At 63.6% G+C, this 23,844-nt stretch carries 23 protein-coding genes, 1 tRNA gene and 1 other RNA gene; 2 read left to right on the top strand and 23 right to left on the bottom strand.

Features of this window, described 5'->3' with window-relative positions; all coding sequences use genetic code 11:
* Positions 1-11 precede the first annotated feature (11 nt).
* Genes ACE3P0_RS02880 through dnaX form a run of 4 tightly spaced genes read right to left on the bottom strand, consistent with a single transcriptional unit; the run spans position 12 to position 4,016 of the window.
* Complete coding sequence (locus ACE3P0_RS02880; RefSeq protein WP_374399617.1) at positions 12-1,169, bottom strand: rhomboid family intramembrane serine protease; 1,158 nt, start codon at positions 1,167-1,169, stop codon at positions 12-14.
* Positions 1,135-1,725: a recombination mediator RecR gene (gene recR, locus ACE3P0_RS02875; protein WP_374399615.1), complete on the bottom strand. Its 591-nt coding sequence runs from the start codon at positions 1,723-1,725 to the stop codon at positions 1,135-1,137. Before recR ends, ACE3P0_RS02880 begins: the two co-directional genes overlap by 35 nt.
* A 56-nt stretch (positions 1,726-1,781) precedes the next feature.
* A complete protein-coding gene (locus ACE3P0_RS02870) occupies positions 1,782-2,117 on the bottom strand; it encodes a YbaB/EbfC family nucleoid-associated protein (protein ID WP_374399613.1) in 336 nt (111 codons plus the stop codon).
* Between the two features lie 15 nt (positions 2,118-2,132).
* Positions 2,133-4,016 (bottom strand): DNA polymerase III subunit gamma/tau, encoded by a 1,884-nt coding sequence (dnaX, locus tag ACE3P0_RS02865; protein ID WP_374399611.1) that lies wholly within the window; start codon positions 4,014-4,016, stop codon positions 2,133-2,135.
* Between the two features lie 157 nt (positions 4,017-4,173).
* On the opposite strand from dnaX, the gene ACE3P0_RS02860 reads away from it, so the two are divergent.
* The gene (locus ACE3P0_RS02860) at positions 4,174-4,377 is read left to right on the top strand and encodes a hypothetical protein (protein WP_374399609.1); all 204 of its coding nucleotides are present in this window, start codon (positions 4,174-4,176) and stop codon (positions 4,375-4,377) included.
* Positions 4,378-4,443: 66 nt separating this feature from the next.
* On the opposite strand, the gene ffs is transcribed toward ACE3P0_RS02860, so the two are convergent.
* The 3 genes from ffs to rnr all read right to left on the bottom strand — a co-directional run bounded on the left by ffs (position 4,444) and on the right by rnr (position 7,992).
* Positions 4,444-4,541, bottom strand: an RNA gene (gene ffs, locus ACE3P0_RS02855) — signal recognition particle sRNA small type.
* 78 nt (positions 4,542-4,619) lie between these two features.
* Complete coding sequence (rlmB, locus tag ACE3P0_RS02850) at positions 4,620-5,363, bottom strand: 23S rRNA (guanosine(2251)-2'-O)-methyltransferase RlmB (RefSeq protein WP_374399607.1); 744 nt, start codon at positions 5,361-5,363, stop codon at positions 4,620-4,622.
* Complete coding sequence (gene rnr / locus ACE3P0_RS02845; RefSeq protein ID WP_374399605.1) at positions 5,356-7,992, bottom strand: ribonuclease R; 2,637 nt, start codon at positions 7,990-7,992, stop codon at positions 5,356-5,358. Before rnr ends, rlmB begins: the two co-directional genes overlap by 8 nt.
* Positions 7,993-8,084: 92 nt before the next feature.
* On the opposite strand from rnr, the gene ACE3P0_RS02840 reads away from it, so the two are divergent.
* Positions 8,085-8,169: transfer RNA gene (locus ACE3P0_RS02840), tRNA-Leu, on the top strand.
* Positions 8,170-8,326: 157 nt separating this feature from the next.
* Here the strand turns inward: ACE3P0_RS02840 and ACE3P0_RS02835 are convergent.
* The 16 genes from ACE3P0_RS02835 to ndk all read right to left on the bottom strand — a co-directional run bounded on the left by ACE3P0_RS02835 (position 8,327) and on the right by ndk (position 23,737).
* Positions 8,327-9,634 (bottom strand): adenylosuccinate synthase, encoded by a 1,308-nt coding sequence (locus ACE3P0_RS02835; RefSeq protein ID WP_374399604.1) that lies wholly within the window; start codon positions 9,632-9,634, stop codon positions 8,327-8,329.
* 2 nt (positions 9,635-9,636) lie between these two features.
* A complete protein-coding gene (locus ACE3P0_RS02830) occupies positions 9,637-10,803 on the bottom strand; it encodes an ATP phosphoribosyltransferase regulatory subunit (protein ID WP_374399602.1) in 1,167 nt (388 codons plus the stop codon).
* A 5-nt stretch (positions 10,804-10,808) separates the two neighbouring features.
* Complete coding sequence (locus tag ACE3P0_RS02825) at positions 10,809-10,994, bottom strand: DUF2065 domain-containing protein (RefSeq protein WP_172197495.1); 186 nt, start codon at positions 10,992-10,994, stop codon at positions 10,809-10,811.
* 3 nt (positions 10,995-10,997) lie between these two features.
* Positions 10,998-11,888 carry a protease modulator HflC gene (gene hflC, locus ACE3P0_RS02820; RefSeq protein ID WP_374399599.1) on the bottom strand — a complete coding sequence of 297 codons (891 nt, stop codon included), beginning with the start codon at positions 11,886-11,888 and terminating at the stop codon, positions 10,998-11,000.
* Positions 11,888-13,141: an FtsH protease activity modulator HflK gene (hflK, locus tag ACE3P0_RS02815; protein ID WP_374399597.1), complete on the bottom strand. Its 1,254-nt coding sequence runs from the start codon at positions 13,139-13,141 to the stop codon at positions 11,888-11,890. The genes hflC and hflK overlap by 1 nt, the downstream gene beginning before the upstream one ends.
* 39 nt (positions 13,142-13,180) lie before the next feature.
* Positions 13,181-14,290, bottom strand: a complete 1,110-nt coding sequence (gene hflX / locus ACE3P0_RS02810; protein WP_374399595.1) for a GTPase HflX — start codon at positions 14,288-14,290, stop codon at positions 13,181-13,183.
* A 44-nt stretch (positions 14,291-14,334) separates the two neighbouring features.
* A complete protein-coding gene (gene hfq, locus ACE3P0_RS02805) occupies positions 14,335-14,577 on the bottom strand; it encodes an RNA chaperone Hfq (RefSeq protein ID WP_172197483.1) in 243 nt (80 codons plus the stop codon).
* Between the two features lie 93 nt (positions 14,578-14,670).
* Positions 14,671-15,999, bottom strand: coding sequence for a ribosome biogenesis GTPase Der (der, locus tag ACE3P0_RS02800; RefSeq protein WP_374399592.1), 1,329 nt, complete (start codon positions 15,997-15,999; stop codon positions 14,671-14,673).
* 10 nt (positions 16,000-16,009) lie between these two features.
* Positions 16,010-17,152 carry an outer membrane protein assembly factor BamB gene (gene bamB, locus ACE3P0_RS02795; RefSeq protein ID WP_374399590.1) on the bottom strand — a complete coding sequence of 381 codons (1,143 nt, stop codon included), beginning with the start codon at positions 17,150-17,152 and terminating at the stop codon, positions 16,010-16,012.
* Positions 17,149-17,796, bottom strand: a complete 648-nt coding sequence (locus tag ACE3P0_RS02790; protein WP_374399588.1) for a YfgM family protein — start codon at positions 17,794-17,796, stop codon at positions 17,149-17,151. Before ACE3P0_RS02790 ends, bamB begins: the two co-directional genes overlap by 4 nt.
* A complete protein-coding gene (gene hisS / locus ACE3P0_RS02785; RefSeq protein ID WP_374399587.1) occupies positions 17,783-19,087 on the bottom strand; it encodes a histidine--tRNA ligase in 1,305 nt (434 codons plus the stop codon). Before hisS ends, ACE3P0_RS02790 begins: the two co-directional genes overlap by 14 nt.
* A 34-nt stretch (positions 19,088-19,121) precedes the next feature.
* Complete coding sequence (gene ispG, locus ACE3P0_RS02780; RefSeq protein WP_374399585.1) at positions 19,122-20,372, bottom strand: flavodoxin-dependent (E)-4-hydroxy-3-methylbut-2-enyl-diphosphate synthase; 1,251 nt, start codon at positions 20,370-20,372, stop codon at positions 19,122-19,124.
* A gap of 5 nt (positions 20,373-20,377) precedes the next feature.
* The gene (locus tag ACE3P0_RS02775; RefSeq protein WP_374399583.1) at positions 20,378-21,319 is read right to left on the bottom strand and encodes a RodZ domain-containing protein; all 942 of its coding nucleotides are present in this window, start codon (positions 21,317-21,319) and stop codon (positions 20,378-20,380) included.
* The gene (gene pilW, locus ACE3P0_RS02770; protein ID WP_374399581.1) at positions 21,316-22,110 is read right to left on the bottom strand and encodes a type IV pilus biogenesis/stability protein PilW; all 795 of its coding nucleotides are present in this window, start codon (positions 22,108-22,110) and stop codon (positions 21,316-21,318) included. Before pilW ends, ACE3P0_RS02775 begins: the two co-directional genes overlap by 4 nt.
* A gap of 2 nt (positions 22,111-22,112) precedes the next feature.
* Positions 22,113-23,225, bottom strand: a complete 1,113-nt coding sequence (gene rlmN / locus ACE3P0_RS02765) for a 23S rRNA (adenine(2503)-C(2))-methyltransferase RlmN (RefSeq protein ID WP_374399580.1) — start codon at positions 23,223-23,225, stop codon at positions 22,113-22,115.
* 86 nt (positions 23,226-23,311) lie between these two features.
* A complete protein-coding gene (gene ndk / locus ACE3P0_RS02760) occupies positions 23,312-23,737 on the bottom strand; it encodes a nucleoside-diphosphate kinase (RefSeq protein ID WP_172197459.1) in 426 nt (141 codons plus the stop codon).
* Between the last annotated feature and the right edge of the window lie 107 nt (positions 23,738-23,844).

The following is a 23,844-nucleotide window of genomic DNA, read 5'->3' as shown; positions in this document are numbered from 1 at the left end:
CCCGGGCGAACTTATTGCCTGCTCTTCACGCCCTCAACCTGCTGCAGGCGCAACGCAAGAATGATGTTGTCGGCCCGCAGCGAGTGGTTGACCGCCAGGTCAAACCAGCGCGGGTTTCCGGTCGTACATGCCTGCCCCAACGCCACCACCGCATTGCGCCGCGCCTGCACATAGCGCAACAGCAGCTCGCGGTTTGGAGCGCCGGCCGGCAAAGCCGTCACGGCTCGCAGTTGCAGTTCCCTTCCCGGCAGCAGCTCCCCTTCGATCTGTTCCAGCGCTTCCGCACTGGTGATCTTGCCCTGCCGCATCCCGGCGACCAGCGCCGCCGTGTGTTGTGTCAGCTCCTGGTCGGCTTCGGCAAACAACTGCGTCTGGTGCTGTTCGGCGGCCATGCGGCGGAAGCCCTCGCCAGCCGGCTGCGCACCACCCCACATCACCAGCGCGAGACCACTCACCGCCGAAATGCCGGCCAGCCCGCGCAACCACACCGCCAAACCGGGTCGCTGGTCGAGCGGATGCGCAAAGCCAGCGCCCAGGATGAAACCGCCCACGAGGCCACCAACGTGCGCCGCGTTGTCGATGCCCGGCAAGGTGAAGCCCGCGAACAGCGAAAAACCGATGAAGGCGACGGTGCTGGTGCGCAGTTCGCGCAACAGGCCTTCCGGCACCGCGCGGCGCTCGAAGATGAGGTAGGCGAGCAAGGCGCCATAGAGACCGAAGATCGCGCCGGAAGCGCCAACGCTCAGCACGGCAGGCTTCCACCACAGGCTCGCGAGCGAACCCAGCAGCCCGGCCCCGGCGTAGGTCAGCAGATAGTTCCGGTGGCCGAAGAGGCGCTCGGTTACCGCACCGACCTGCCACAGCGCGAACATGTTCATCGCGATGTGCATCAGGCCGCCATGCAGAAACAGTGCCGTGGCGACACGCCAAGTCTGCCCGGTCAGCGCGGCCGGGCCGTACAGCGCCCCGGCGCGGATCAGCACCCGGCTATCGATCTGCAGCAGGCCGTGGCTATGCAGCATCAGCCAAGCAAAGACCAAGCCGTTGGCCAGCAGCAATACCGATGTCACCCAAGGGCGCTTGATACGCCCGAACAGCAAATCGAGAAAGCGTTGTTCGTCCAGCTTGCAGCCCTCAGAGCACGCGACGCTCGACCAGCGCCTGCGCAATTGTTCCGATATCGGTGTGCTCCAGCTCGCCGCCGACCGGCAAGCCGCGGGCAATGCGGCTGACCTTCAGCCCGCGCGCACGCAGCATCTCACCCACGTAATGTGCAGTCGCCTCGCCTTCGTTGGTGAAGTTGGTGGCGAGAATCACTTCCTGCACGGTCCCGTCGGTCGCCCGCGCCAACAAACGATCGAGCCGCAACTCACGCGCGCCGATGCCATCCAGCGGCGACACGCGGCCCATCAGGACGTAGTACATACCGCGGTAGGCGTGGGTCTGCTCCATCATTGCCAGATCGGCCGGCATTTCGACCACGCAGAGCTGCTGCGGATCGCGTGCCGGGTTGACGCAGCGATCGCATACCTCCGCCTCGGTGAAGGTATTGCAGCGATCGCAATGCCGGATGTGCGCGAGCGCCGCATCCAGAGCCCGACCCAGGCGCCCCGCGCCCTGACGATCCCGCTGCAGCAGGTGGTAAGCCATGCGTTGGGCGGACTTCGGCCCAACGCCCGGCAATACGCGCAGGGCGTCAATCAGTTCGTCGAGGGCAGCGGGCATGCGGTCGCGTCAGTCGTGATGCGCGGGCACGTTGCCGTGCCCAACGCATCGATTGCTCAGAAGGGCAGCTTCATGCCCGGCGGCAGGTTCAGGCCGGCAGTGAAGCCGGACATCTTCTCCTGCGTGGTGGCCTCGACCTTGCGCACTGCGTCGTTCATCGCGGCGGCTACGAGGTCTTCGAGCATTTCCTTGTCGTCCATGACAGACGGATCGATCGTCACGCGACGCACATCGTACTTGCAGGTCATCAGCACCTTGACCATGCCGGCGCCGGACCCACCTTCAACTTCGATCAACGCCAGCGCTTCCTGCGCCTTCTTCATGTTTTCCTGCATCTGCTGAGCCTGCTTCATCAGCCCGGCCAGATTGCCCATGCCACCACCCTTGAACATCGCTTGCTCTCCTTCTTAAAACGGTTTTACCGACGCTTCCACAAGCGTCGCATCAAATCGTTCGATCACCTCGCGCACGAAGGGATCGGCCTCCAGCGCCGCCACCGCATCAGCATGCCGGCGCTGCTTTTCAACCTGGTTGCGCTGAGCCGGCGTTTCGCTGGCCACAGCGCCAATCTCGATACCCAGACGCGCGGCACGCCCCAGCAGTGCCGAGAGCGCGTCCTGCAGCTTGTCCCGCGTGCTCTGCATCGCAGCGAGATGTTTGTGCGTTTCCGGCAGGCGCAAGCGCACCAACGAGCCATCAAAACCCAGCAACTCGCATTGTTGTGCGAGCTCGCGAACCAGACCGCCCAGGCGCATCGCCGCGACCATGCCGTGCCAATCGTCCAGCGCGCCGTTCCAGACTTCGGGTTCAGCAGGCTGCGGCATCGCAGCGGCGGGTTTCGGCGCCTGTTCGCGAGCGGCAGGTGTTGCGATGGGCGCCGCCGTCTGCACATAAGGTGGCTCGAAGGGCGGTTCGAAATCCGGCTCCAGCACCGGCTCGTAACGCGCATCGAACCCTGGTTCGAACGGCGGCTCAATATGCGCTGCCGGAACAGCAGCGGCAGGCGCCGCAGGCTCAGGTTCGGGATCGGACGCCGGTTCGCGCGGCGTCGATGCTGCAGCGGGCGCAGCCGCCCTCGGCGCCACGGACTGCGTCATTTGGGCCGATTGCGCGGCTGAGGCCGCCGGCGCCGGGCCCACCGGCAACGCCCTTGCACGCGGGGCTCCGCCTGACGGCGCGCTACCCGCGGTGCCACGCGCCTCACCTGGCGTTTCGGGCCGGAAGGCATGCAAGCGCAGCAGCGTCATCGTGAATCCGGCGTAGGGATCGGGCGCCAGCGCGAGGTCGTCGCGACCATGAATGGCGATCTGGTAAGCGAGCTGCAGGAATTCCGGGTCGAAGCGCGCCGCAAGCGCTTCGAGCTGTGCACGCTCCTGCAGATCCATGATCGCCTGCGGCGCGAACTGCGTCAGCGCAAGCCGGTGCAGCAGGCTCGCGAAGGCTTGCAGTGCGGCCTCGAAGCTGAGGCTGCGCGCCTGCATTTCGTCCGCGACGGCCAGCATTGCCGGCAGATCCTGCGCCGCGAGGCCTTCGACAAGCGCGTAGAGCTGATCTTCGCCGACCGAGCCGAGCATGTCGCGCACACCCTGCTCTTCGACGCGGCCGGCCCCATGCGCGATCGCCTGATCCAGCAGTGACAGCGCGTCACGCATCGAACCGTTCGCACCCCGCGCGAGGTGACGCAGCGCACCCGCCTCGAAGGGCACGTTCTCTTGCTCAAGGATGCGCGACAGGTGGTCGACGATATGCCCCGGGGGCATCTGCTTGAGGTTGAACTGCAGGCAGCGCGACAGCACCGTCACCGGGATCTTCTGCGGATCGGTCGTCGCAAGAATGAACTTCATGTGCGCCGGTGGCTCTTCCAGCGTCTTGAGCATCGCGTTGAACGCGTGTCCGGTGAGCTGGTGCACTTCGTCGATCATGTAGACCTTGTAGCGGCCGCGGGTCGGCGCGTAAGCCGCCTTGTCCAGCAACGAGGCCATGTCATCGACGCCGCGATTCGAGGCCGCGTCCATCTCTACGTAATCGACGAAGCGCCCCGCATCGATTTCCTGACAAGCCGAACAGACCCCGCAGGGTGTTGCGGTCACGCCGGTTTCGCAGTTCAGCGCCTTGGCCAGGATGCGCGAGATGGTCGTCTTGCCAACGCCTCGCGTACCGGTAAAGAGCCAGGCGTGATGCAGGCGGCCGGTGGCGAGCGCATGCGTCAGCGCGCGCACCACATGCTCCTGCCCGACGAGGGTGTCGAAGCTTTTCGGGCGCCATTTGCGCGCCAGCACCAAGTAACTCATGCGAGGGATTCTAGCAGAGGGCCAGAGCACGCCCGCGGGCAGAGGCACACGTGTGCCGATAGCCAATATTGATCGCAGTGGTTGCTTTAATCAATTAGCCCTAAGAGCGCCAAGCAACCAGACTACAAGCCAAGCACACAGTCACCGGGAGGTCACCATGCAAGCACTCACTCGCAGCCATGCCCTGCGCCGCGCCCGCCGCAGCCTCGGGCTCGCGATCTTCATGGCCGGATCGACGGTGCTGGCGATGCAAGGCGCAGCACTGCTCAACTCCGACAACGCACACGCGCCGGATTCCCGAATTCATACGATCAGCCGGCCGGCACACGGCATCGGCAAACACGTCGGCATCGCCACCTGATCGCGAAACTACCGCAGAAAAAGCAAAGGGCGTCGAAGTTTCCTTCGACGCCCTTTTCGTATTCAGGGTGGCGAGCCTGACCCCCGGCACTTGCAGGGAGCGGTTATGGCTGCTTCCTTCCGGACCTGACCAGATTCCCACGCTGCAATGCGAGGAGACCCGCCACGCCGAATCATAACACGGCCGACGCGATCAACCGCCGTTTGAGACCAAGGAGGGCGAGCCAACCGCGAGCCGCCGCCTCAGGCTCCACGCGTCCGCTGCCGCCGCGCCTCGAACAGGCAGATACCGCTGGCGACCGACACGTTGAGGCTTTCGACCGAACCGTACATCGGGATCTTCGCCAATTCGTCGCAGGTATCGCGGGTGAGCCGACGCAGCCCATCGCCCTCCGCCCCGAGGACCCACGCGAGCGAACCGCGCTGGTCGATCGCATACAGATCCTTGTCCGCCTCGCCGGCCGCCCCGACGCACCAGACGCCAAACTCCTGCAGCTCGCGCAAGGTACGCGCGAGGTTGGTGACGGTGATGTAGGGCACGGTGTCTGCAGCGCCGCTGGCAACCTTCATCGCCGTGGCGTTGAGCCCGACCGAGCGGTCCTTCGGCGCAATCACCGCATGCGCCCCAGCGCCGTCTGCCACACGCAACGCAGCGCCAAGGTTGTGCGGATCAGTCACCCCATCGAGCACCAGCAGCAGGGCCGGTTCCGTCAGCCCTTCGAGCACATCGTCGACTTTCAGCGCGCGCTGGCGCGCGTCGATCTTCGCGACGACGCCCTGGTGGCGGTGCGTGCCTGCCATGCCATCAAGCCGCGGGCCGTCAACCGGGTGCAAACGCACCGCGGCCAGCTCGGCGCGCGCGATCAGATCCTTGGCACGGGCATCGGCCCGCTTGGCGTCGAGGTAGATCTCCAGCACCGATTCCGGGTCATGCCGCAGCTTGGCGCCGATTGCGTGAAAGCCGTGGAGGTATCGCGTCTCAGCCACGGCGGCCTCCCTTCTTGCGCGGCCCACCCTTGGGTGCCGGCTTCTTGCCCGCCGGGGCGGGTTTCCCGCCCGTCGCCTTACGTGGCGCTGCGCCCGCTTTCTTGGCGGGTTTGGCGCCGACCCCCTTCACACCCGTCGGCGGCGGGCCGCTGCGTTCGCGCTGCCGCCCGCTTGCCTTGCGGCGGCCTGCAGCAGCGCCAGGCACCTGAGCACCTGCCTTTACACCCTGCAGCTCGCGCCAACTCACGAACTCGCCTTCGTCATCATCCAACGCCGCCACAACCGGTTTCTCGCGCGCTTCACCACGCGCTGCGTCGCGCGCGGTCTTGCCACGACGGGCAGTCGCCGAGGGCGTGGCCTCGACCAAGCGGAAATCGATCTTGCGACTTTCGAGGTCCACGCGCACCAACTGCACCTTCACGCGATCGGACAGGCGGAAGCGCTGCCCCGTGCGCTCACCGACCAGTTCGTGACGCGCATCGTCGAAATGGAAATAGTCCGCGCCAAGATCCGAGATGTGCACCAGGCCCTCGATGAACACATCGTCGAGCGCCACGAAGATGCCGAAGGGCACGGCCGCCGACACGCTGCCCTCGAACTCCTCGCCAATACGATCCTGCATGAAGAAACACTTGAGCCAGGCTTCGACATCCCGCGTGGCTTCGTCCGCCCGGCGCTCGGTGGCCGAGCAATGCGCGCCGACTTCATCGAGGTCCAGCGCGGCAAGGGCTTCTGCCGCCTTGCTCTTCTTGCGCGGCTGCTGGCGCGCGATCACGGCCTTGATTGCGCGATGCACCAGCAGATCGGGGTAACGGCGAATCGGCGAGGTGAAGTGGGTGTAGGCGTCGTAGGCGAGACCGAAGTGGCCGACGTTGTCCGGGCTGTACATCGCCTGACGCAGCGAGCGCAGCATCACCGTCTGCAGCAACTGGCGATCCGGCCGCGTCTTGATGCGGTCGATCAGTCGCGCGAAATCCGATGCGGCGGGGTCGTCGCCACCCCCCAGATCGAAACCGAATTCGCCAAGGAAGGTCCGCAGCTTTTCCAGCTTTTCCGGTTTCGGGCCCTCGTGAATCCGGTAGAGCGCCGGCTGTTCGTTGAATTCGAGGTATTCCGATGCGCACACGTTCGCCGCGAGCATGCACTCCTCGATCAGGCGGTGTGCATCATTGCGGGTCTCCGGCACGATCTTCTCGATCTTGCCCTGGTCGTTGAAGACCATGCGCGTCTCGGCCGTCTCGAAATCGATCGCGCCGCGGCGCGCACGTGCCTTGAGCAGGATCTGAAACACCGCGTCGAGCGACTCCAGATGCGGCAGCAGCGGCGCCAGCTCGGCACGCGTCGCTTCGTCCTTGTCGTACAGCGCTGCAGCGACCTTGGTGTAGGTCAGGCGGGCCTTCGAATGCATCACCGCCGGATAGAAGCGGTAACGCTGGATCTTGCCGGTCACCGAGATCGCCATGTCGCACACCATGCAAAGGCGATCGACATTCGGATTCAGCGAACAAAGTCCGTTCGAGAGCTTCTCCGGCAACATCGGGATGACACGACGCGGGAAGTAAACCGAGTTGCCGCGCTCGTAAGCATCCTTGTCGAGCGCACTGCCCTCGGTGACGTAGTGGCTCACGTCGGCGATCGCGACCACCAGTCGCCACCCCTTGCCAACCGGTTCGGCGAACACGGCGTCATCGAAGTCCTTTGCGGTTTCGCCGTCGATCGTCACCAACGGCAACGCACGCAAGTCCTCACGCCCGCCGCCCAGGTCGCTCTCGCGCACCGTATCCGGGATCCTCGCCGTCTGGGCTTTCGCAGCTTTCGAGAATTCGAACGGGAGATCGTGCTTGCGCAGCGCAATCTCGATTTCCATACCTGGGTCGGCATACGCACCAAGCACCTCGACGACCTTGCCGATTGGCTGGCTGTTCTTGGTCGGTTGCTGTACCAGCTCGACGGTCACGACCTGACCGGCAACCGGCAGCTTCGTGCGCCCTTCGCGGGCAAGCAGGATCTCCTGGTTGATGCGGCGGTTCTCGGCGACCACGTAATGCACGCCGTGCTCGACAACCACGCGGCCAACGACACGCTCGTTGGCGCGTTCGAGCACCTCGACGATCTTCGCCTCGCGCCGCCCCTTCCAGTCGGCACCCGTCACGCGTACCAGCGCGCGGTCGCCGTGCAGCACCGCCTTCATCTCACGCGGGCCGAGGAACAGGTCGTCGCCGCCCTCCTCCGGTTTCAGGAAGCCAAAACCGTCCGGATGGCCCTCGACGCGACCGCGAATCAGATCGGCCTTGTCGGGCAGGATGTAGGCGCCGCGCCGGTTGCGCATCATCTGGCCGTCGCGCTCCATCGCCCCGAGCCGGCGCGCGAACACGTCAGCCTCTTCCAGCGTGATGTCGAGTGCATCCGCGAGGTCTTCGCCGGTCATCGGCACGCCGCGCTCCGTCAGCACCTGCAGGACGTACTCACGACTCGGGAGTGGATACTCGTACTTCTGCAGCTCGCGTTCGAGAAACGGATCTGCACGTCGAAGCTTCGAGAGCGCCGGGCCTGCGGCCTTCTTGCTTGCGCGCCTCTTCGGCTCAGCAGCCGGCGCAATCGCAGCGGCGGTATCAGGTACTTCACTCATCGTCGTCTTGCGTGAGCGCATATTTTTCTTTGGTGTTGTTGACAATTCAATTCCTTCGTTTATACTTCTGTTCTCGCTGCGGAGCAGCGAATGCCCAGGTGGCGAAATTGGTAGACGCGCTAGTTTCAGGTACTAGTGCCGCAAGGTGTGGAGGTTCGAGTCCTCTCCTGGGCACCAAGAATTTCGCAGGAAAAGCCAGTTCTTCGGAACTGGCTTTTTTCTTTTCTGCTTCCCTTCACGCGTTTCCGTCTCGCCTTTGAGTTGATGTGCCGGGCTTTTCCTTTTGGGGCCCGGCCGCGTATTGCCGCCAGACCCCATCCTTTACTGCCTGCGTTCAGCCCTTGAACGGGTGACGCAGAACGATCGTCTCTTCGCGATCCGGCCCGGTCGAAATCATATCGACCGGCACACCGCAAAGCTCTTCAATCCGGCGCAGATAGGCACGCGCATTGGCCGGCAGCGCGTCATACGATTTCACGCCGACGGTCGGCTCGTTCCACCCCGGCATGGTTTCATAGATCGGCTCACAGCGCGCAACGCGGTCCGCGCCGATCGGCAGCAGATCAATGATCTTGCCGTCCAGGCGATAGCCCGCACACAGCTGCAGTTCCTCGATGCCGTCGAGCACATCGAGTTTGGTAATGCAAAGACCCGAGACGCCATTGATCTGGATCGAGCGCTTCAACAACGCCGCATCGAACCAGCCGCAACGACGCACGCGCCCGGTGACCGTGCCGCGCTCATGCCCGATCGTCGACAGGTGATGGCCCACGCAGCCCTCTTCCTCAATCGGCAGCTCGCTCGGGAACGGGCCCGCGCCAACACGCGTCGTGTAAGCCTTGGTGATGCCGAGGATGTAATGCAGCATGTTAGGGCCGACGCCTGCGCCCGGCGATGCGGCACCGGCGACACAGTTGCTCGATGTGACGAACGGATAGGTACCGTGATCAACATCCAGCAGCGTGCCTTGCGCGCCTTCGAACAGCAGGTTCTCACCACGGCGATTCACTGCATGCAGCGCGGCCGACACATCACCCACCAGCGGCAGCACGCGCGCGGCGTTGGCCATCGAAGCGTCATAAACCTGCTGAAAATCGACCGCTTCGCCGCCGAGGTACTTGGTCAGCACGAAGTTGTGATAATCGAGGTTTTCGCGCAGCTTCTCGGCAAAGAGATCCGGATAGAACAGATCCAGCACGCGCAGGGCACGGCGGGCAACCTTGTCCTCATAGGTCGGGCCAATGCCCTTGCCGGTCGTGCCGATCTTGGCTTCGCCGCGGCGCGCTTCGCGCGCGAGATCGAGCTTCTGGTGGTACGGCAGGATCAGCGGACAACCTTCGCTGACCATCAGGCGGGAGCGGACTTCAATGCCGCCCGCTTCCAGCTTGTCGATTTCATACAGCAGGTGCTCGGCGTTCACCACCACACCGTTGCCGATGTAGCAGCGCACGCCGTCGCGCATGATGCCGGACGGAATCAGGTTCAGCGCGTACTTCTGCCCCTTGATCACCAGCGTGTGACCGGCGTTGTGGCCGCCCTGGAAACGCACGACACCGTGCGCGTGGTCGGTCAGCCAATCGACGACCTTGCCTTTGCCCTCGTCACCCCACTGGGTGCCGACGACGACGACGTTTCTTGCCATGCTCAATCTCCCTGAAGCGGAACGACCACCCAACGGTCGCCCTGCAGAACCAATTCCCGATCACATCCCGCCTCGCGCCAAGTGCCAGCGTGGCCCGGCAAAGCACACGTAACGACCTCGCCGGCAGCGCGCAACGCGGCCACGGCCTGCGTCAGCCGCAGATCATCAACGGCGGGCGCCAGCACGGCACCGGGCAGCACCCCATCGTCGTCCGCATTGATCAGGTCGCGCAAATCGTTGACGCTGAACCCAGTGGCCGGCCGCGCGCGTCCAAACGCACGCCCCACTTCGTCGTAGCGACCACCAAAAGCGACTGCGGCGGGCGAGGTACCGCAAAATGCGGCGAACACGAGACCACTGTGATAGTCGTAGCCGCGCAGATCGGCGAGGTCAAACGACAACGGTAAATCCGGCAGGGCCGCCGCAATCGCGCGCAGATCGGCGAGCGCCGTCTGGACTGCCGGGATTGCAGGCAATACAGCGGCTGCGCGATCAAGCACGCTGGCGTCGCCATACAGCACCGGCAACTGACGCAATGCTCCGGCAGCCTCACCCGGCATGCTCGTCGTCATCGCTTCCAGCGTCGGCACATCCTTCGCCTGCAGCACGGCGAACAACTCCCGCTGCTGCTCAGCGCTGAGCTCGGCGAGTTCCGCCAGCGCCCGGAAAAGACCGATATGCCCAAGATCGATTCGAGAAGCCTTCACGCCCGCGACTTCAAGCGTACGCGCCAGCAGACGGATGACTTCAATATCAGCATCGATGCCCGAATGGCCATAGATTTCCGCCCCAAGCTGCATCGGTTGGCGACTCGCCAACAGCGAACGCGGCGTCGTGCGCACGACGCTCGCGGCGTAGCAAAGGCGCGTCACGCCAGCGCGATTCAGCAGGTGTGCGTCGATCCGCGTGACCTGCGGCGTAATGTCTGCACGCAGGCCGAGGACGCGGCCGGTGAACGGATCGGCCATGCGGAAGGTGTGCTCCCCCATCTCCTTGCCGGTACCGGAAAGCAGCGACTCGACGTATTCGATCAGCGGCGGCATCACCAGCTGGTAACCGTGCAGACGGAATTCGTCGAGCAGGCGGCGGCGCATGGCCTCAAGGCGGGCGGCCTCGAGCGGCAAAGCGTCTTCAATATGGTCGGGCAAAGCCCAGCGCGGCGACGACATGAGTATCAGTGCGAAAGGATCAGGAGGATCAGGCCAACCAGCATCGAGGTCAGCCCAATGAATCGGATTTGTCCGTCTGCAAGGCTGGCCACCTGCAGAAAGACCTTGCGCCACACACCGGGCGCCAGAAAGGGCAGCAGGCCTTCGAGCACCAGCATCAGCGCGAAGGCCATGAACAAGGTATCAAACATGGCTTACTTGCCGGCTGCGCCCTTGTTGCTGCCCGCCCCGCGGTAGTACTTGAAGAACTCGGCGCCTGGATCAACCACCAGCACATCGTTACGGCTCTTGAAGCTCTGGCGGTAGGCCTCAAGGCTGCGATAGAAGCTGTAGAACTCCGGGTTGCGGTTGAAAGCCTCAGCGTAGATGGCGGCCGCCTTCGCGTCGCCCTCACCCTTGACCTTCTGCGCATCGCGGTAGGCCTCTGCGATAATCACTTCACGCTGGCGATCGGCGTCGGCCCGAATCTTCTCGGCCTCGGCCGAGCCCTGCGAGCGCAGTTCGTTCGCAACACGCTTGCGCTCGGCTTCCATCCGGCTGAAGACGGCCGCGCTGACTTCGGTCGGCAACTCGACGCGCTTGAGGCGAACATCCACCACCTGCACACCGATCTTGCGCGCATCCTGGTCAGCCTTGCTGCGCATCTCGTTCATGATGCGCTCGCGCTCGCCCGACACGACTTCATGCACCGTACGCTTACCAAACTCTTCGCGCAGGCCAGCGTTCACGGTCTGCTCAAGCCGCGTGCGAGCACGTGCCTCGTCGCCCCCAACGGCGGTGTAGTAGGCCTTCGGATCAACAATACGCCACTTCACAAAAAGATCGACCAGCACGTTTTTCTTTTCGCTGGTGATGAAACGCTCGGGGTCGCTCGTTTCAAAGGTGAGGATGCGCTTGTCGAAATAGCGCACGTTCTGCACCAGCGGCACCTTGAAGAACAGGCCGGGCTCATTCGCAACCCGACGGATCTCGCCAAGCTGGAAGACGATCGCGTACTGGCGCTGGTCCACGGTAAAAACGGCGAGCGACAGCACGGCGATGACCGCGAGAGCCAGGCCCGCGAGCAAAGGCAAACGTTCGCGCATCAGCGCTCTCCCCTTTCGCGCGAGCGCATGGCTTCGCGACTACGATAATCGGCCGGCACCGGCACATCCGCCTTCGGCGGCGCGACCGGATCGGAACCCGCAGAGTTCGACGGGCGGCTCGGCGTCGCGGCAACGTCCGGCGTCGGAGCCGGCGCGCTGGCGCTCTGCCCGGTCGCCTGCATCAGTTTGTCGAGCGGCAGATAGAGCAGATTGCCATTGCCTTTCGCGTCCACCATCACCTTGGTGGTGTTGGCGAAGATCTGCTGCATCGTGTCCAGATACATACGCTGACGCGTTACTTCCGGCGCCTTGGCATATTCGGTGACGATGCTCTTGAAGCGCGACGCATCACCTTCTGCGTTGGCGATGACGCGCGCCTGATAGCCGGCCGCCTCTTCGAACAGACGCGACGCCGTACCCTTGGCCTTCGGCACCACATCGTTGAAGTAGGCCTGACCTTCATTCTTCTGCCGCTCGCGATCCTGCCCCGCCTTGACTGCGTCATCAAAGGCGGCCTGCACTTGCTCCGGCGGCTGTGCGTTCTGCATCGTGACCTTGGAGATCATGATGCCGGCCTGATAGCGATCGAGGATCTCCTGCATCAAGGTCGCGGCGTTGGTCGCAATCTGTTCACGGCCTTCGTACAACACGAAGTCCATCTTGCTCTTGCCGACGATTTCGCGGATCGCCGACTCGGCCGCCTGAACCACGTTGGCGTCCGGTTCGCGGTTGTTGAACAGGTAGTCCTTCGGATCCTTCAGCACGTACTGCACTGCGAACTGGATGTTCACGATGTTCTCGTCATCGGTGAGCATCAGCGACTCGTTGAGCACCTTGTTGCGCTCACTGCCGCGATAACCGATTTCAACCGTGCGAACACCCGTCAGATTGACCAGCTCGTGCGTCTCGATCGGATACGGCAAGCGCCAGCGCAAACCAGGCTCGGTACTCTGAATGAATTTACCGAAGCGCAGAACGATGCCGCGCTGGCTCGCGTCAACGATGTAGAAGCCGCTCGCCAGCCACAGCGCAGCGACGACGCCGGCGATCAAACCGATGCCGCCACCGATCTGGCCTGGGCTCGGCGAGTTGCCGCCCGAATCGCCATTGCCGCCGCCCTTGCGACCAAAGAATCCCGACAGGCGGCGATTGACGTCGCGCCACACTTCTTCGAGATCAGGCGGCCCTTGATTGCCGCCGCGATCGCCGCCACCCTGATTGTTGTTGCCCCAGCGCGGGTCGTTGAGAGACATGAGAATTCCGGTGATGACCATACGGATGGTCCTTGGAGATCAGCCCGGCTCCGCGGGCACGTCCTCGCCAAGCAACAGCTCGGCGAGCGCTTCGCGCAGGCCATCAAGGCCGGCGCCAGTCTGAGCGCTGACAAAAACGCGGGCGATGTTACCACAGGCGTCCCGCTCGACCTTGGCCTCCGCAAGGGTCGCATCGATCTTGTTCAGCACGAGAATCTGCGGAACATCGCCCGCACCAATTTCCTGTAACACCTTGCTGACGACCTCGATCTGAGCCTCGCGATCATCGCTGGCGCTATCCACGACATGCAGCAGCAGATCTGCGCTTGCCGTTTCTTCCAGCGTTGCATGAAAGGCCGCGACCAGCGCGTGCGGCAGATCGCGGATGAAGCCGACCGTGTCGGACAACACCACCGTGCCACGCCCGAGAAACACTCGGCGAGACGTCGTATCGAGGGTTGCAAACAGCTGGTCGGCAGCATACGCACCGGCCTTCGTCATCGCGTTGAAGAGCGTCGACTTGCCTGCATTCGTATAGCCAACCAAAGAGACCGTCGGAATGTCACGGCGTTCCCTTGCACGTCGACGCGTCTTGCGCTGTCGCTCAAACAACGCGAGGCGCGCCTTGAGGGCCTTGACACGCACACCGAGCAAGCGACGGTCCGTTTCGAGCTGCTTTTCGCCCGGACCACGCAATCCAATGCCGCCCTTCTGGCGCTCAAGGTGGGTCCAGCCGCGCACCAACCGCGTCGCAAGGTGCTCAAGCTGCGCGAGCTCAACCTGCAGCTTGCCCTCGTGACTCTTGGCTCGGAGGGCGAAGATATCCAGGATCAGCGCATTGCGATCCACAACGCGGCATTGCAGCTCGCGTTCGAGGTTGCGCTGCTGAACAGGGGAAAGTTGATGATTGAAGAGCACCAAGTCAGCCTGGTGTTCCAGACAGACGACGCCGACCTCTTCAACCTTGCCGCGCCCGGCAAACAGGGCGGCATCGGGTGCGCGCCGTTTGCCGCGGACGACCGCCAGCACTTCAGCACCGGCGCTCTTGGCAAGCAACGTGATTTCGTTCAACCGCTCGCTCTGGCCGGGTTCGCCCAGATCGAGTTGAACGATTACGGCCCTGTTACCGCTCGCGGGCCGTTCAAACATTCAGCGAACGGCCGCTTGCGCGGCCGCTTTAAGACTAGGTGCGTTCAATCCTGCTTGTCTCCGTGATCCTGCTGGATCGAGACCGGGCGTGCCGGCACAACGGTAGAGATGGCGTGCTTGTAGACCATCTGGGTGACGGTATTCTTCAGCAGCACGACGTACTGGTCAAAGGACTCGATCTGGCCCTGCAGCTTGATGCCGTTGACCAGGTAGATCGAGACCGGAACATGTTCCCGGCGCAGCGTATTCAGAAACGGGTCTTGTAGCAGTTGCCCTTTGTTGCTCATTTCGGGTGTCCTCTTGTGTGCTTGTAATAATCATTCGATGGGCGCATGTCCCGGGGTAGATCGAACGCGGAGTCAGCCGTGCCCCGCAACGCCCTATTCCGTTTCGGAGAACGGATTGCGGGCCGTCTTGAATTGTATCCGCAACGGCGTGCCCTGTAGCTTGAAGACTTCCATAAAGTTGCGCTCAAGGAAGCGCTTGTAGGAATCTGGGATGTGCTCCAGCGCGTTGCCGTGCACGACGACGACCGGTGGGTTGGAGCCCCCCTGGTGGGCGTAGCGCATCTTGGGTCGGAAGATGCCATGGCGCGGCGGCGCCTGCTTCGTGATCGCGGCCTGCAACGTCCGAGTCAGCTTCGGCGTAGCGAGCTTGATCATTGCGGCCGCATAGGCGCCATCGACCGAACGCATCAGCGCGCCAATCCCGTCGCCTTCCAGCGCTGAAATGTAGTGAAACTTCGCCCACGAGAGGAAGTTGAGCTTGCGCGCGAGGTCGTTCTTGAGCTGCTCGCGGCGATAACTATCCACCGCATCCCATTTGTTGACCGCCACCACCATCGCGCGGCCGGATTCGAGCGCAAAGCCGGCAATGTGCGCATCCTGCTCGGAAATATCCTGGCTCGCATCGAGCACCAGGACAGCGACGTTCGACTGCTCGATCGCCTGCAGGGTCTTGATGACCGAGAACTTTTCGATCGCCTCGAACACCTTGCCCTTACGCCGCAGGCCCGCGGTGTCGATCAGCGTGTAGTTCTTGCCGTTGCGCTCGAACGGGATCGAGATCGCGTCGCGCGTGGTGCCGGGCATGTCGAACGCGATGACACGCTCTTCGCCGAGCAGCGCGTTGATCAGTGTCGACTTGCCGACGTTGGGACGGCCGATGATTGCGACTCTCGGGCCACCGGAGCCGTCGTCATCACCCTCGGGATCCACAGGAAACGGCGCCAGCACCTCATCGATCAGGCCGCGCACGCCGTCGCCGTGCGACGCAGAAATGACCACTGGATCGCCAAAACCAAGCTCATGGAAATCTGCCGCGACAACAGCACGGTTCATCCCCTCGCCCTTGTTGACGACCAGATGCACCGGCCGCCCGGTACGGCGAAGCTCAACCGCAATCTGTTTGTCTTGTGGCGTGAGGCCGGCGCGGCCGTCAACGAGGAACAGCAGCGCATCCGCTTCGGCGATGGCCTGATCGGCCTGGCGAGCCATTTCGGCAAGGATGCCGTCCTTTGCGGCCGGCTCCAGGCCGCCGGTATCGACCACGAAATACGGCCGGTCGCCGAGGCGACCAATGCCGTAGTGACGGTCACGCGTCAGGCCGGGCATGTCTGCCACGAGCGCATCACGCGATCGCGTCAAACGGTTGAACAGCGTCGATTTGCCAACATTCGGACGCCCGACGAGGACCAGGGTGGGTTTCACTGCATTTACCTCAACGCACCTTCATGTACGACAGGATGCCGTCACGTGAGAGTGCAACAATGCCGCCGTCGTGTTCGAGCAGCGGCGCATCCAGCGGCGAGTTGTCTGCACGCAAGCGCGCGGCGAAGTGGCCGTCGGCCTTGTTGAGCAGATGTACCCAACCTTCGACGTCGCCGACGGCGACATATCGATCAAATTCAAGCGGGCGGCCAACCTTGCGCAGCTTCAGTTCGTCCTGCTTCCAGGCCGTCGCGCCAGTACCGCGGTCAAGCGCATGCACCGAACCGCGTTCGTCGGTCGTGAACACGTTGCTGCTGTCCATCGCAATACCAACCGGGGTCGAAATGTCACGCCCCCAGACCGAGACGCCCTTGGTGACATCGAAACAGGTGACACGCCCCTGGAAGGCTCCGGCACACAAACCGCCAGAGCCCAACAACGGCGCACCGACAACGTCGGACAAGCGCTCAAGCTCAGTCGTGCCGCGCGGTTGTGCGACGGCGCCTTCCCAAGCGAGCTGACCGTTATTGACGGTGATCGCGGCAACGCGCCCACCGGAGAAGCCAGCGAACAGATAGTTGTCGACCCGGCGCATTTCCGAGAATGCGCGGAGTGACAAGGGCGGCGTGCTGCGGGTGTAGGTCCAGCGACGGCGGCCATTCGCCACGTCGAGCGCAATCAGGCGCGAATCACCGACTCGCACAACTACCATGTCGCTATCGACTTGCGGTGTCGCAGCGACATCACCGCCGACATCCACCGTCCAGCGCTCGGCGCCGGTCGCAGCATCAAACGCCGCGACGAAACCGCGGCGCGTGCCAACCACCACCAGTGCGCTCGAAGCGCCGACAGCTGCCACGATGTCTTCCTTGGTGCTGGCACGCCATACCTGGCGCCCGTTCTCGATGCGGTATACGTCACCGCCCTCATTGGCGGCGAATACGGCATCGCCAGCGGAGGCAGGCTGAATCAGCGCCTTGCCCGCCTTGCCGACGCTAAAGCGCCACACCTGTTCCAAGCGCGCCGACGCCGTAAATGGCTTGAGCTCGGCCATCGGTTCGACGATTGACTTGCTGAACCACGAATTGACGGTTGAGCAACCGCTCAGCAACGTGAGCGCAAGCGTGAGCGTAATCGGCGCGCGCAATCTCACTTGCCGCCTCCAAGCGCATCGATCTTCAGTTCGAGGACCGACTTGAAGGCCTGCGAGCCCTGGTCGGAACCCAAGCCGTCGAGCGCTTCCTTGTAAGCCGTCAGCGCGTCGGCAGGCTTGCCCTGGGCCACCAGGATGTCGCCACGCAGGTCAGCATAGCGCACGGCAAACGCCTTGTTCGGCTTCGCGCTGAGCTGCTTAAGCGCAGCGTCGTAGGCTTTCTCGTCGAGCAGAACGGCAGCCAGACGCAGACGAGCGAGATCGCGCGTCAGGGGGTCGTTGCCCTTCTCGACCGCCCACTCCAGCTTGGTCTTGGCGCTCGCGCGATCACCGGCGGCAGCCTGTGCTTCGGCCGCAAGCAGCGCTGACAGATCAGCATAGGCCGTAGAACCGAAACGCTCGGCGATGATGCCGGAAGCTTCGCGGATCTTCTGAGCGTCCTTGGTCTCAACGGCCTGCATCAGCGTCGCGTAGATCACGCTCGCCTCGCTGGATTGCTTCTTGCTGTAGTACTCCCAGCCACGCCAACCGACCACCGCCACCGCCAGCACCACGGCGCCGATCGTCAGCAAATTGCCCCACTTCTCCCACCAGGCCTTGAGCGTTGCAATCTGTTCCTGTTCTTCGAGGTCAAACGCTGCCATCTTCTTCTTCCACGTTATAGAGCAGAGCGGCGAGGGTCTCGCCGAGTTGAGCGGCGGGCAGACGGCGTTGCTCGCCACCTTCCCGCAAAAGTTTGAAACTGGCCTCTTCAGCCGCAGCCTCGTCGTCGCCGACGATGACCGCAACGGCCGCACCGGACCCGTCGGCCTTCTTCATCTGGTTCTTGAAGTTGCCACCGCCACAGTGCAGCACGACCGCAAAACCGTCTTCGCGGAGCTGTTCGGCCAAGCGAAACGCGAAGCGCGATGCCGCCTCACCCTGGTGCACGAGGTATACATCGGGCACCGAACGCGCCGCGTCGCCCTGCGAGACTTCCCACAGCATCATCAGACGCTCGATGCCCATGCCGAAACCACAGGCCGGGGTCGGTTTGCCACCCAACTGTTCGACGAGGCCGTCGTAACGCCCGCCGCCACACACGGTTGCCTGAGCACCGAGTTTATCGGTCACCCATTCGAACACGGTGCGGTTGTAGTAGTCCAGCCCGCGGACCAGACGCGGATTGATGCGGAACGGGATTGCAGCCTCACGCAGCAGGGTCTGCACGCCCTCGAAGTGCGCCAGGGAGTCGACGCCGAGGAATTCCGCCAGCTTCGGCGCCGCTTCCACAAGCGCCTGCATCGCAGGGTTCTTGGTGTCGAGAATGCGCAGTGGGTTCGAGTGCAGGCGCCGTTGGGCGTCCTCGTCGAGCTGATCGCGATGCGCCTCGAAGTAGGCAATCAATGCCTGGCGGTGCGCCGCGCGCTCGTCGCTGGAGCCCAGCGTGTTGAGTTCCAGCGAGATATCCTCTTCCAGACCGAGATCGCGCCACAGGCGGGCGAGCATCACGATGTGCTCGGCGTCGATATCCGGACCGGTGTAGCCGAAGGCTTCCACACCAAACTGGTGAAACTGGCGCTGGCGGCCTTTCTGCGGCCGTTCGTGACGGAACATCGGGCCGTTGTAGTAAAGACGCTGCGGGCCCGACGCATTGATGAGGTTGTGCTCCAGCACCGCACGCACGCAAGGCGCGGTGCCTTCCGGGCGCAGCACCAGCGGATCACCGTTGAGGCGATCCTCGAAGGCGTACATCTCCTTCTCGACAATGTCCGTGTGCTCACCGACGCCACGCACGAATAGCGGCGTGAATTCGAGAATCGGGGTGCGGATCGGGCGGTAGCCATAGCTACGCAGCCAACCACGCACGATCTCCTCGAACAGCTCCCAGCGTTCGGCGTCGTCGGGCAGGATGTCGTGCATGCCACGCACGCCCTGAATCAGTTTCTGTGCCATCAGCTACCTGTCAATGTCGTCGGCGTCGAAACGCTCAGACGATCTTTCTTGTGTATTTGCGCGCCACGTAGGCATCGATCAGCCCGATGAATTCCTGGGCGATGTTGTCGCCACGCAGGGTCACGGTCTTCTCTCCATCTTCGAAGACCGGCGCGGCCGGCGTTTCGCCAGTGCCCGGCAGCGAGATGCCGATGTTCGCGTGCTTGCTTTCGCCCGGGCCGTTGACGACGCAGCCCATCACCGCAAGGGTAAGGTTCTCGACGCCGTCGTACTGTGTTTTCCATTCCGGCATCTTGTCGCGCACATAGCCCTGCACCGACTGCGCGAGCTCCTGGAAGAAGGTGCTGGTGGTGCGACCGCAGCCAGGGCATGCCGTCACCATCGGCGTGAAGGCGCGCAAACCCATGCTCTGCAGGATTTCCTGCGCAACGATCACTTCCTGCGTGCGCGCGCCGCCTGGCTCCGGCGTCAGCGAAACACGGATCGTGTCGCCGATACCCTCCTGCAGCAGCACACCCAGCGCCGCCGTCGACGCAACGATGCCTTTGCTGCCCATGCCCGCCTCGGTCAGCCCGAGGTGCAGCGGATAATCGCAGCGCGCGGCCAGCATGCGGTAGACCGCGATCAAGTCCTGCACGCTCGACACCTTGGCGGACAGGATGATGCGGTCGCCCGCCATGCCGAATTCTTCCGCCTTGGCGGCCGATTCCAGCGCCGAGGTAACGAGCGCTTCGCGCATCACCGCCTGCGCATCCATCGGTTCGGCGCGGTTGGCGTTCTCATCCATGATGCGCGCCAGCACCGATTGATCGAGGCTGCCCCAGTTCACGCCGATGCGCACCGGTTTGTCGTACTTGCAGGCCAGTTCGATGATCGCCGCGAACTGCGGATCGCGCTTCTGACCCGACCCCACGTTGCCGGGGTTGATGCGGTACTTGTCCAGCACCTCGGCGCACTCGGGGTAGGCGGTCAGCAGACGATGTCCGTTGTAGTGGAAGTCGCCGACCAGCGGCACATCCACATTCATCTTCAGCAGCTGCTCGCGAATTTTCGGCACGGCGGCAGCCGACTCTTCGTTGTTCACCGTAATGCGGACGATCTCGGAGCCCGCACGCGCAAGCTGCGCGATCTGGATCGCGGTACCGATGTAGTCCGCGGTGTCGGTATTGGTCATCGACTGGACGACGATGGGCGCATCCGAGCCCACGCGAACGCGTCCGATACGTACTTCACGGGTGCGGTGGCGAGCAGCCGGCTTTCCACCGAAGGGATCGAAAACGGACATCTTGGTCACTTCAGGGAAAGGCGCGCCACGCTCACCTTGGTGTAGGGCGCGAGATCGACCGGTCGGCCGTTGTATTCAACTTTGACATTCGGTGCGTTGCCGATCACCAGTGCGAACGGCGCCGTACCCTGCACCGACTGCGTCGAACCCGCCTTGCTGAGCCGAGAGAACACGATACTGCCCGACGCGTCACGCACCTCGACCCAAGCATCCTGCGCAAACGTAAAGCTGAGCCCGCCCTGTACGGCACCGATCGGCGCCGATTGTTGCGCTACGGCGACCGGCGCCGACTGCTGCGCCACGGGCTGTGCAGGCTTCACCGCTGGGGCCGGCGTCGATTGCGCCGCCACAGGTTGCGACTGAGCGATCACTGGCTCGGATACCCCGGAAGGCGGTTCGACTTGAGCCGTCACCACGGCCGTTTCTTCAGTTTGCGGCGGAAACACCGGCTCAGAAGCGGCCACGCCTGACGACTGGTTCGCAGCGCGATCCACCCCAGGCACCGCGCCACGCCCGAACCAGTTGAAGCCGGTCCACAGCGCCCCCAGAACGACGATCACACCGACAACCAGCACCGCCGGCAGTGGCGAGGCCGAGCGATAGCCGGACGGACGACGCGGCACCGAACCTTCGGCATTTGAGTCCGGAGCCAGCTTCAGATCCTCCCCACGCGCAGGCTGCTCCATGCGTTCGAGCAAGGGCGAGGGGTCCAGCCCGAGATAGCGCGCGTAGTTGCGCACAAAGCCGCGGGCAAATGCACTGCCCGGCAGCTGGTCAAACGCTTCGCCCTCGATCGCCTCGATCTGGCGCGGCGTCAACTTCAGAGTGGCGGCAACTTCCGCGATGCCGAGATTGCGCGCCTCCCGCGCCTGCTTGAGGGCAACGCCCGAAGCGGCCACGCCGGGCGCATTCGCGTAGCTGTGTGATTCCATCGACGTAGCGCTCAATCAAAGCGCTCCTGCAAATAGTCCTGATATTCCTGCGAGCTGGAGAAGCGGCGACGCAGCTGCGCCACGTAGGCCGCCTCGGCCTCGCGATTTCCGAGCTTGTGTTCGATCCGCAGGCCAAGCCAGACCGACGCAGCCGTAGGCTCACCAACTCGGTTCAGATCAGTCACCAGATCGCGCGCCTTCTGCAGCTCGCCCTTTCGGTAGGCAATGCTCGCGAGGTTGAACAAGGCGGTCGCGTTGTTCGGATCGAGTGCAATTGCGCGCGCGAACTGCCCGCGCGCGGCATCGTCGTTCTTAAGCTTCAGGTAGCACAGCCCCGAGTTGGTATAAGGGCGAGTCGGCGTTTCGTAATACGGGTTCTGTGCCGCTTTGGCGAGCAGTTCCAGCCCGCGCTGCTCCTGGCCACCATTGCACAGGAACCAGCCGAAACTGTTGTTGATCTCAGGGTCGCCCGGCGCTAGCGAGAGCGCACGCTCGAACGCCGATTGCGCCGCTTTCTGCTCGTCGAGATACATATGCACCAGCGCCTGCAGGTGATGCGCCGCAGCGTAGGTCGGGTCCTCCTGGACTGCGACCCGCGCCTCCTCCATCGCAACACCAAGACGGCCGGCCTTGACGTACTCGTTACCCAATTCGACATGGGCGCGAGAGCGCTTGCGCGCCTCGGTGGTCACCGGTTGATCGGTCGAGGGTCGATCCGCGACGCCAGCTCCGCCTTGCGACGAAGGGGTACTGCAAGCGGACAGCGCCGCCGCAGTCGCGAGCACAAGCATGAGCGAACGAGCCACGATCAAGATCTGACCTCCGTGAGCGAAATGGTGCGACGGGTGGTACGACGGGTCTTGTCGACGACCTGACCAGCGAGTTGCCCGCAAGCGGCATCGACATCGTCGCCGCGGGTCTTGCGGGTGGTCGTCACGATGCCGGCGTCGATCAGGATCTGCGCGAAGTGCTTGATCCGCGGCGCCGGAGAACGCCCGTAACCCGAGTTCGGGAACGGGTTGAACGGAATCAGGTTGAATTTGCACGGCACATCGCGCGTGAGTGCGATGAGTTGCCGGGCATGCTCGTCCTGGTCATTGACCCCGTCGAGCATGACGTATTCGAAGGTGATGAAGTCACGCGGCGCGCGCTCGAGATAGCGCCGGCAAGCCGCCATGAGTTCCGCCAGGGGGTACTTCTGGTTGATCGGCACCAGCTTGTCGCGCAGCGCGTCGTTGGGCGCGTGCAGCGACACGGCGAGTGCCACCGGGCAGGCGTCGCGGAGGCGATCCATCGCCGGCACGATGCCCGAAGTCGACACCGTCACGCGACGGCGCGAAAGGCCGTAGGCGTGGTCGTCGAGCATCAGGTTCAGCGCGGACACGACGTTGTCGAAGTTCGCCAGCGGCTCGCCCATGCCCATCATCACGACGTTGCTGATGATGCGCTCCCCATCCGGGTCGGCGCCGAGCAGGCGGTTGGCCATCCACAGCTGGCCGATGATCTCGGCGGCCGTCAGATTGCGGTTGAAGCCCTGTTTGCCGGTCGAGCAGAAAGAGCAGTCGAGCGCACAGCCCGCCTGCGAGGAAATGCATAGCGTGCCCCGCGTCGTCTCGGGGATGAACACGCTCTCGATCGCGTTGGCATTGCCGACATCGAACAGCCACTTGCGCGTGCCGTCGGTGGAAATGCAGTCGCGGATCGGGGTCGGCGGCACGATGCAGGCCGAGTTCTGCAGCTTGGCGCGCAGGCTCTTGGCAACATCGGTCATCGCCTCGAAATCGGTCTCCCCGAAGCGGTGGATCCAGCGCAGCACCTGGCGCGCGCGAAACGGCTTCTCGCCCTGCGCGGCGAACCAGTCTGTCATGGCCTGCGCATCGAAATCGAGCAGGTTGACGCGGTTTTCTTGTGCTGTCGTCATGTTTGTCTCCGGGGGCAGAGACCGTTCAGACCACCGGCGGGGGTTCGAATTCCCGCCGGCAGATCCGTTGGATCGCTACGCCTCGCTTAGCGGGAGTAGACGTTCATGCCCGGGAAAAAGAACGCCACTTCAACGGCGGCGGTTTCGGGGGCGTCCGAACCGTGAACGGCGTTGGCGTCGATCGACTCGGCGAAGTCGGCGCGGATCGTGCCCGGCGCAGCCTTCTTCGGGTCGGTGGCACCCATCAGCTCGCGGTTCTTGGCGATCGCGTTCTCGCCTTCCAGCGCCTGGATCATCACCGGGCCGGAGGTCATGAACTTGACCAGATCCTTGAAGAAGGGGCGCTCTTTGTGCACCGCGTAGAACTGACCGGCTTCCTGCTCGGACAGATGCACCAGCTTGGCGGCAACGATCTTCAGGCCCGCGTCTTCAAAACGCTGATAGATTTTGCCGATCACGTTCTTCGCGACGGCGTCCGGCTTGATGATCGATAGGGTGCGTTCGATAGCCATGTTCAAACTCCACGATTGTTGGGTACAAAAAAGCTAACTTTTGATTATATCAGGGAAAATTTACCGGGCCGTAGCCTTCTTGTGCCAAAACGAAACGGCGCGGAGCC

The organism is Niveibacterium sp. (genome assembly GCF_041909475.1).
Lineage (GTDB): Bacteria > Pseudomonadota > Gammaproteobacteria > Burkholderiales > Rhodocyclaceae > Niveibacterium.
Note: the sequence above shows the minus strand (reverse complement) of the source record. Positions and strands in the feature narration are given on the sequence as shown.